At 61.2% G+C, this 7,605-nt stretch carries 7 protein-coding genes; 2 read left to right on the top strand and 5 right to left on the bottom strand.

All coding sequences use genetic code 11. From position 1 onward, the window contains the following. From DCO47_RS24305 to leuS, 5 genes are all read right to left on the bottom strand, one after another. A partial coding sequence (locus tag DCO47_RS24305; protein ID WP_371919897.1) for a lytic transglycosylase domain-containing protein occupies positions 1-1,227 on the bottom strand: 1,227 nt, incomplete at its 3' end. Between the two features lie 61 nt (positions 1,228-1,288). Further along, on the bottom strand, positions 1,289-1,453 hold the full coding sequence (arfA, locus tag DCO47_RS24300; RefSeq protein ID WP_116659096.1) for an alternative ribosome rescue factor ArfA: 165 nt from the start codon (positions 1,451-1,453) through the stop codon (positions 1,289-1,291). A gap of 176 nt (positions 1,454-1,629) precedes the next feature. Beyond that, the gene (gene holA / locus DCO47_RS24295) at positions 1,630-2,667 is read right to left on the bottom strand and encodes a DNA polymerase III subunit delta (protein WP_116659095.1); all 1,038 of its coding nucleotides are present in this window, start codon (positions 2,665-2,667) and stop codon (positions 1,630-1,632) included. A 39-nt stretch (positions 2,668-2,706) separates the two neighbouring features. Then, a complete protein-coding gene (lptE, locus tag DCO47_RS24290; RefSeq protein WP_042610574.1) occupies positions 2,707-3,312 on the bottom strand; it encodes an LPS assembly lipoprotein LptE in 606 nt (201 codons plus the stop codon). An 88-nt stretch (positions 3,313-3,400) separates the two neighbouring features. Then, positions 3,401-6,007 (bottom strand): leucine--tRNA ligase, encoded by a 2,607-nt coding sequence (leuS, locus tag DCO47_RS24285; protein ID WP_116659094.1) that lies wholly within the window; start codon positions 6,005-6,007, stop codon positions 3,401-3,403. A 255-nt stretch (positions 6,008-6,262) separates the two neighbouring features. Here leuS and DCO47_RS24280 point away from each other — a divergent pair, with 255 nt between their 5' ends. Continuing rightward, positions 6,263-6,586: a hypothetical protein gene (locus tag DCO47_RS24280; protein ID WP_024014441.1), complete on the top strand. Its 324-nt coding sequence runs from the start codon at positions 6,263-6,265 to the stop codon at positions 6,584-6,586. 103 nt (positions 6,587-6,689) lie between these two features. Beyond that, positions 6,690-7,469: a YdcF family protein gene (locus DCO47_RS24275; RefSeq protein ID WP_042610572.1), complete on the top strand. Its 780-nt coding sequence runs from the start codon at positions 6,690-6,692 to the stop codon at positions 7,467-7,469. Positions 7,470-7,605: the final 136 nt, after the last annotated feature.

The following is a 7,605-nucleotide window of genomic DNA, read 5'->3' as shown; positions in this document are numbered from 1 at the left end:
GCTAACGCGGCATCGGTGGCGCCGGTTGCGGCGGAAAACGGCATGGTCGTCACCGCGCAACATCTGGCGACCCACGTTGGCGTCGATGTGTTGAAAAACATCTTTCGGCCAGTTGCCATCGATCAGGCCTGCACCTTCGAAACGCTCGGACAACAGACTCACTGCCAGTGCATAGGACGATGAATTGTTGTACTTGAGAATCGCCCGGAAGTTGTCGAGGATCAGAAACGCCGGGCCACGATAGCCGGCGGGCAGCAGCAGGGCGGCGGACAGTTGTTCTGAACCTGCCGGAACCTGAGCGCCGTTCGGCAGGTTCACGCCCAGTTGCCGCCATTCAGCCACGCTTTTACGAATCGCGCCGTCCGCCAGGGTGTAGTTGAAACCGCTCGGCAGTTGCACTTCGAAGCCCCATGGCTGGCCACGCTGCCAGCCCGAGCTTTGCAGGTAATGCGCAGTCGAAGCCAGCGCATCCGCCGGGCTGCCCCAGATGTCGCGGCGACCGTCACCGTCAAAGTCCACCGCATGGGTGTTGTAGGTGGTGGGAATGAACTGCGTCTGGCCCATTGCACCGGCCCAGGAACCCAGCATCTTCTCCGGTGTGATATCGCCCTGTTGCAGAATCTGCAGGGCGGCGATCAATTGCGCGTGAGCAAAGCCCGGGCGACGCCCCTCGTAGGCGAGCGTGGCCAGCGAGTTGATCACCGACTTGCTGCCCTGGAACTGGCCGAAATTGCTTTCCATGCCCCACACCGACACCAACGCCTGGCGATCAACGCCATAACGCTGCTCGATGCTTTGCAGAATGTCGGCGTACTGGCTGATCAACGCCTGGCCTTTGCGTACGCGCAGTGGCGACAGCGCGCCGTCGAGGTATTCCCACACGGGGCGGGAGAACTCTGGCTGACTGCGATCGGCACGAATCACGCTGGCGTCGAAGCTGACATTGGCAAATGCCTGATCGAACAGCTCGGCACGAATCCCCGCGGCGAGGGCATCCTTGCGGAAACCGGCCTGCCATTCGGCAAAGGTCTGGGTCGGTTGAATATCGAGCGGGTCGGTGGACGGCACTACCGGCGGAATGATCGCTGGGGCCGTGGTGACCGGGGCGGCTTGAAGCGGTTGTGCATCGGCGGCGGTGGGTTTTTCCGCGCAGGCGACAAGCAGAATGAAGCTGGAGGCAGCGATCAATTGGCGAACAGGCCAACGACGGGAAAGACTTGGGGGCATGCACAGTTCCAGGGGAAACGAATCAGGTGCAGACCTTAACATGAGCGGGGGGTAGTGCGCTTCAGGCAGCCAGAAAACAAGAAGCCTCCCAGTTGTCAGCCTGGAAGGCTTCGCGGCGGTAGCTGCCTTTGCCCTTGGAAGGTCGTTCCTGGCGGCTGCGGAACAAGGGCTGGGCGACGATGGATTTGGCCTTGTTGGGGCCATGCTTTGCAGGCTTTTTGCTCATGAGGGTTCTCTCGGTGAGGTGAGTTTTGCGGGGGGAATAATCTGCCGATGTCGGGCATCTGTCTATAGGACAAATATGGGCAGTGTTTGTAGGAAAACAAGATCAAAAGATCGCAGCGTGCCGCAGCTCCTACAGGGATCGGTGTAGGAGTTGCCGAAGGCTGCGATCTTTTGATCTTATTCAGCAGGCAATGACAGTCGCTGGCCTGACATCAATAAAGCCAGACGGCTAAGGCTCATCCACGGCGAACCCGCGGCCTGACCCTTGATCTGCGCATCGATACGCTGGGCTTCGAGCAGCAGCTGCGCCCAGCGTTGCGCCGAATAGCGTTGCAGGGCCTTGCTCATCAGCGGCTTGCGCTTGTCCCAGACCGGCGGTTTCGACTGGCTGAAGCACTTGTCCAGCGGTGTGCCCTGGGTGTATTGCAGGGAAATATTGGCCAGCAGGCGCAACTCCCGCGCCAGCGCCCAAAGGATCACAGGCGGCTCGACGCCTTCACCGCGCAGACCTTCGAGCATGCGCAGGGCGTGAGCCGGTTCGCCGTTGAGCACCGCGTCGGTCAGGCCGAACACGTCAAACCGCGCACTGTCGGCCACGGCGGCCTGCACGGTTTCGACGGTGATCTGCCCACCTTCGGCCATCAACTTCAGTTTTTCGATTTCCTGGGCGGCGGCGAGCAGGTTGCCTTCGACACGCGCGGCAATCAATTCGACAGCGTCCTGACTGGCCGACAGGCCTGCCTGTGACAATCGTTGACGAATCCAGCTCGGCAGTTGATTGGCATCCACCGGCCAGATCTGCACGAACTGGGTTTGCTGGCCTTCGACCAGGGCCTTGCCCCACTTGGTTTTCTGCGCACTGCCATCGAGCTTCGGCAAGCTGATCAGCAGCAGCGTATCTTCGGCGGGGCGCGAGCAATATTCGATCAGCGCGGCCGCGCCTTTGTCGCCCGGTTTGCCCGACGGCAGACGCAGCTCCAACAGGCGTTTTTCGGCGAACAGCGACATGCTGGCACCGGCCTGCAGCAACGTCCCCCAATCGAAATTGGCGTCGGCGGCGAAGACCTGACGTTCGTCGAAACCTTGCTGGCGAGCAGCACTGCGGATGGCATCGGCGGCTTCCTGACACAGCAACGGGTCATCGCCGCTGATGATGTAGACCGGCGCGAGTGCGCCTTGCAGGTGTTTGCCGAGTTGCGCGGGGGTGAGCTTCATAAGGAAGGGCGAGCGGGGCGCCTGAGCGCCCCGGCCGTCTTACTGCTGCGGGATTTCGAGCGGCGACTGACGCGGAGTTTCCGCTTCAGCCTTTTGTGCCGCTTCCAGCGCGTCGGCTTCGGCCTTGGCGCGGTCATTGGCGGCTTGCTGCAGTTGCTGCAATTGCCCCGGAGTCAGCTGTTGCAGGCGCAGCATCATGCGCTGTACCAGTTCGCGGCGGATTTCGCGACGGGCATCGTTGGCTTCCTGATCGGAACCGACGAGGTTGTTGCCGTCATGAATGAAGACTTTCTGCACTTCGAGCTTGTCGCTGAGCAGCGACAGGTTCTTCTCGCCGCGGATATCGTAGCTCAGCACTGTGCTGACCTGATATTCGCCTGTACGACCGGCACCGGCGTAGCTGAGGATGCGCTGGCTTTCCTGCTCGTCAGCCAGAAACAGCTTGTACGGCGCGCCGCTGTAGATCTTGACGCCACTGGACTCCAGCACCTGACGCAGTTGCGTCACGGTTTCGCCGTAGGCATTGCGCGCGCTCAGGTCGAGTTCCTTGATCGACAGTTCGTTGGTGCCGGTACCACGCAACTGGAAACCGCAGGCGCTCAGCAGAACGGCGAGGCCCATCACCAGCAGATTGCGTTTGATCATTGTGTTGCTCCCCTTGAAACCAGGTGAGCCGACTCTGCGGCCCGAAAGGTTTTACTGGGTGCCAGGCGAACCCGACACCCGATCCAATTTAGCTGGCGACGATGTTGACCAGTTTGCCCGGCACCACAATCACTTTGCGAATGGTCAGGCCGTCGACGAACCGCAGCACGTTCTCGTTGACGCGCGCGGCGGCTTCGATTTCCTCGCGGGTGGCGCTGGCCGGCATTTCGATCTGGCCGCGCAGTTTACCGTTGACCTGAATGACCAGGGTCAAGTTGTCCTGCACCAGAGCGCTTTCGTCCACCGCCGGCCAGCCGGCATCGATCACCGCATCGGCGTGACCCAACTGTTTCCACAATTCATGGCTGATATGCGGGGTGATCGGTGCCAGCAGCAAAGTGACCGCTTCGAGACCTTCGTGCAGCAGCGCGCGATCCTGTTCGGTGCCTTGGGCGGCTTTTTCCAGCACGTTCATCAGCGTCATGACTTGCGCGATGGCGGTGTTGAATTTGTGGTTTTGGCCGACGTCATGGCTGGCCTGCTTGATCGCCAGGTGGATCGCGCGACGCACGGATTTCTGCTCGTCGCTCAGAGCGCCAACCTCAAGCTTGCCCGGCAAGCCTTGGGTGACGTGGGCTTGCGCCAGACGCCAGACACGCTTGAGGAAACGGTGCGAGCCTTCAACGCCGGAGTCCGACCATTCCGCACTCATGTCGGGCGGCGAGGCGAACATCATGAACAGGCGGCAAGTGTCGGCACCGAACTGGTCGATCATCGACTGCGGGTCGACGCCGTTGTTCTTCGACTTGGCCATCTTCTCGGTGCCGCCGATTTCCACCGGCAGGCCGTCGGATTTCAGCCTGGCGCTGATGACCTTGGCTTTGCTGTCGCGTTCGAGTTCGACGTCGGCCGGGTTGAACCAGGTGTAGGCGCCGTTGGCTTCGCGACGATAGTAGGTTTCGGCGATCACCATGCCTTGGGTCAGCAGGTTCTTGAACGGCTCGTTGGAGCTGACCAGACCTTCATCGCGCATCAGCTTGTGGAAGAAGCGCGCATAGAGCAGGTGAAGAATGGCGTGTTCGATGCCACCGATGTACTGATCCACCGGCAGCCAGTGATCGGCGGCGGATTTCTCGACCAGACCACCCTCGAAGTGCGGGGAGGCGTAACGGGCGTAGTACCACGACGACTCGACGAAGGTGTCCATGGTGTCGGTTTCACGCTTGGCAGGCTGGCCGCATTTCGGGCAAGTGCACTCGTAGAACTCGGGCATGCGCGCCAGCGGCGAACCGGCGCCGTCCGGCACCACGTCTTCAGGCAATACGACCGGCAGTTGATCTTCCGGCACCGGTACGTCACCGCACGCAGCGCAGTGGATGATCGGGATCGGGCAGCCCCAGTAGCGCTGGCGGCTGATGCCCCAGTCGCGCAGGCGGAACTGGGTGCGCGAGGCGCCCAGCTCTTTCTTGATCAGGGCCACTTCCATGGCGTCGAACGCGCCAGCGAAGTCGAGGCCGTCGAACTCACCGGAGTTGATCAGCGTGCCGTGCTCGCCATAGGCGTCTTGCCACGGCGCTTGGTTGGTGTCACCGGAGCTGGTGCGCACTACCGATTTCACCGGCAGGTTGTACTTGTGGGCGAATTCGAAATCGCGCTCGTCGTGCGCCGGGACCGCCATGACTGCGCCGTCGCCGTAGTGCATCAGCACGTAGTTGGCGACCCACACCGGCAGTTTTTCACCGGTCAGCGGGTGCTCGACGAACAGGCCGGTCGGCAGGCCTTTCTTTTCCTGGGTGGCGACGTCGGCTTCAGCGACGCTGCCGCCCTTGCATTCAGCGATGAACGCTTGCAGCTCGGGATTGTTTTGCGCGGCCAGGGTCGCCAGCGGGTGCTCGGCCGCCACGGCGACGTAGGTCGCGCCCATCAGGGTGTCCGGACGGGTGGTGAAGACTTTCAGGGTGCCGGCTTCGCCGATCGAGTCGACGTTGTACGGAAACTGCACTTCCATGCCGCGGGACTTACCGATCCAGTTGCGCTGCATGGTCTTGACCTGCTCCGGCCAGCCAGTCAGTTCGTCGAGGCTCTCCAGCAGCTCGTCCGCATAGGCAGTGATCTTGAAGTAGTACATCGGGATTTCGCGCTTTTCGATCAGCGCGCCGGAGCGCCAGCCGCGTCCGTCGATGACTTGCTCGTTGGCCAGCACGGTCTGGTCGACCGGGTCCCAGTTCACGGTGCCGTTCTTGCGGTAGATCACGCCTTTTTCGAACAGGCGAGTGAACAGCCATTGTTCCCAGCGGTAGTAGTCGGGCTTGCAGGTGGTCACTTCACGGGACCAGTCGACCGCGAGGCCGAGGCTGCGCAGCTGCGACTTCATGTAGGCGATGTTCTCGTAGGTCCACTTGGCGGGCGCCACGTTGTTCTTCATCGCGGCGTTTTCCGCCGGCATGCCGAACGCATCCCAACCCATTGGCTGCAGAACATTCTTGCCTTGCATGCGCTGGTAGCGCGAGATCACGTCGCCGATGGTGTAGTTGCGCACGTGGCCCATGTGCAGCTTGCCGCTGGGGTACGGGAACATCGACAGGCAGTAGTAGGTTTCCTTGCCTGGCTGTTCACTGACTTCAAAGGACTTTTGCTCATCCCAGAACGACTGGGCGGCGGCTTCGATCTCACGTGGCTGATATTGTTCGTGCATGGCTACTTTTGTACTGGATAGGGGTGGCCTAATCCGCTTCGACGGCTGCATTCGGGATCGCCCGAGTGCGCTGGAAGTGGAATGACAGGAAGCGCCGTAGCATACATGACCGCGCTTGGCCGAGGGAAACCCTGATTACAGCTGTTTGCCAGAGGGTTTGCGTGGCGAGGGCCGTTGGTCGCGGCGTGTAGCCGGTTCGTGCAGCGAAGCTAAGCTCTAACTGGGGAGTGAGTCTTATCTTCAATGAGGTGAGGGATGGTGGAGCAACGGAAAAAAAACGTAACGAAACCCGAGTTGTACGAAAGGTTGATCGATCGTCTGGGCATGGCGCTGGACGCCGTGAAAACCGCTGACCGGCTGCGCGACGAGCGCCCCCTGGAACTGGAATTGCGTGGCTTGAGCCCCGCCGAGTTCAAACTGGTCAAGGCCTATCTGGATCGCAGTGAACGTGAAACGCAGGGATGCCTGTCTCAAGCAGTGAAGCAGCTCGATGCAGCACATTCGGCCAAGGTCATCTGGCTCAAGGACAAGGCGCCGCGCAGAGACACCGGCAAGGTTCGCTCTGTGCAGGCCAAGTAAGCGCATGGCAGGTCGGGAACGGATCTTTTGCTACAGGATCCCGCCTATTGGTTGTAACCCTTGATTAACACTCTTAGGCTTCGGGCATCTTTGGAGATGCCCGATGCCCTTTCGATATTTCATCAAACAACTTTTATTGCCGCCCGGCATTCTCTTGCTGCTGTTGCTGGCCGCCTGGTGGCTGCGCCGCTCGCGACCGCGTCTGGCTGGCGTGTGTTTTGCCCTTGGCTTTGGCGGCCTGTGGCTGATGAGCCTGCCGGTCGTGGTGCAATGGAGCGCCAAGGCATTGGAGCGCGAGCCGCCGCTGGCCCGGCAGGAATGGGCGACGTTGGGGCAACGCGCCGAAGCTATTGTGGTGTTGGGCTCGGGACGTGAGCGCGGTGATCTCGCCTGGGGCGAAGACCAGCCAACCGGCGTCGGTCTCGAGCGTCAGCGTTACGCGGCGCGCCTGGCCAAGGCCTCGGGCTTGCCGATCCTGACCAGCGGCGGCCTGCATTACGGCACGCCACCGACCGAGGCGAAATTGATGGCGGATTCGTTGCGTGATGACTTCGACGTGAGCGTGCGCTGGCAGGAAGGCGAGAGCCGCACCACATGGGAAAACGCGCGGTTCACGGCGGATATTCTCTTGCCGCAGGGGATCAAACGGGTCGTCGTGGTGACACAGGCGTGGCATATGCCGCGCGCGGTGTGGAGTTTTCAACAGGCGGGATTCGAAGTAGTGCCAGCGCCGGTGGGTTTTCTTGGCACCGATAACGCCCGGCCTTTCGGTGGCTGGCTGCCGGAGTTCAAGTCGATCTGGCAGAGCGGGCAGTTGCTCAATGAAGCGGTGGGGCAGGTGGGGTATTCGCTGTTTTACCGAGGTGAAGCCAACCACGATTGACTCGCTGCTGCTAATGCCCTCTTCGCGAGCAGGCTCGCCCCCACCTTGAAATACATTCAACCTGTGGGACCGAGCCTGACCGCGAAGCTTTGAAAGGCTTTTCGACATCCGGTGCGCAATAAGCGACCAGCAAAAC

The sequence above is a fragment of the Pseudomonas sp. NDM genome (assembly GCF_003105095.1).
Classification (GTDB): Bacteria; Pseudomonadota; Gammaproteobacteria; order Pseudomonadales; family Pseudomonadaceae; genus Aquipseudomonas; species Aquipseudomonas moraviensis_A.
This window is presented reverse-complemented; position numbering and strand designations above follow the sequence as displayed.

Excerpts from the sequence above, each read along its gene's own strand:
- arfA (WP_116659096.1), bottom strand. The coding sequence starts at position 1,453 with ATGAGCAAAAAGCCTGCAAAGCATGGCCCCAACAAGGCCAAATCCATC.
- holA (WP_116659095.1), bottom strand. The coding sequence starts at position 2,667 with ATGAAGCTCACCCCCGCGCAACTCGGCAAACACCTGCAAGGCGCACTC.
- lptE (WP_042610574.1), bottom strand. The coding sequence starts at position 3,312 with ATGATCAAACGCAATCTGCTGGTGATGGGCCTCGCCGTTCTGCTGAGC.
- leuS (WP_116659094.1), bottom strand. The coding sequence starts at position 6,007 with ATGCACGAACAATATCAGCCACGTGAGATCGAAGCCGCCGCCCAGTCG.
- DCO47_RS24280 (WP_024014441.1), top strand. The coding sequence starts at position 6,263 with ATGGTGGAGCAACGGAAAAAAAACGTAACGAAACCCGAGTTGTACGAA.
- DCO47_RS24275 (WP_042610572.1), top strand. The coding sequence starts at position 6,690 with ATGCCCTTTCGATATTTCATCAAACAACTTTTATTGCCGCCCGGCATT.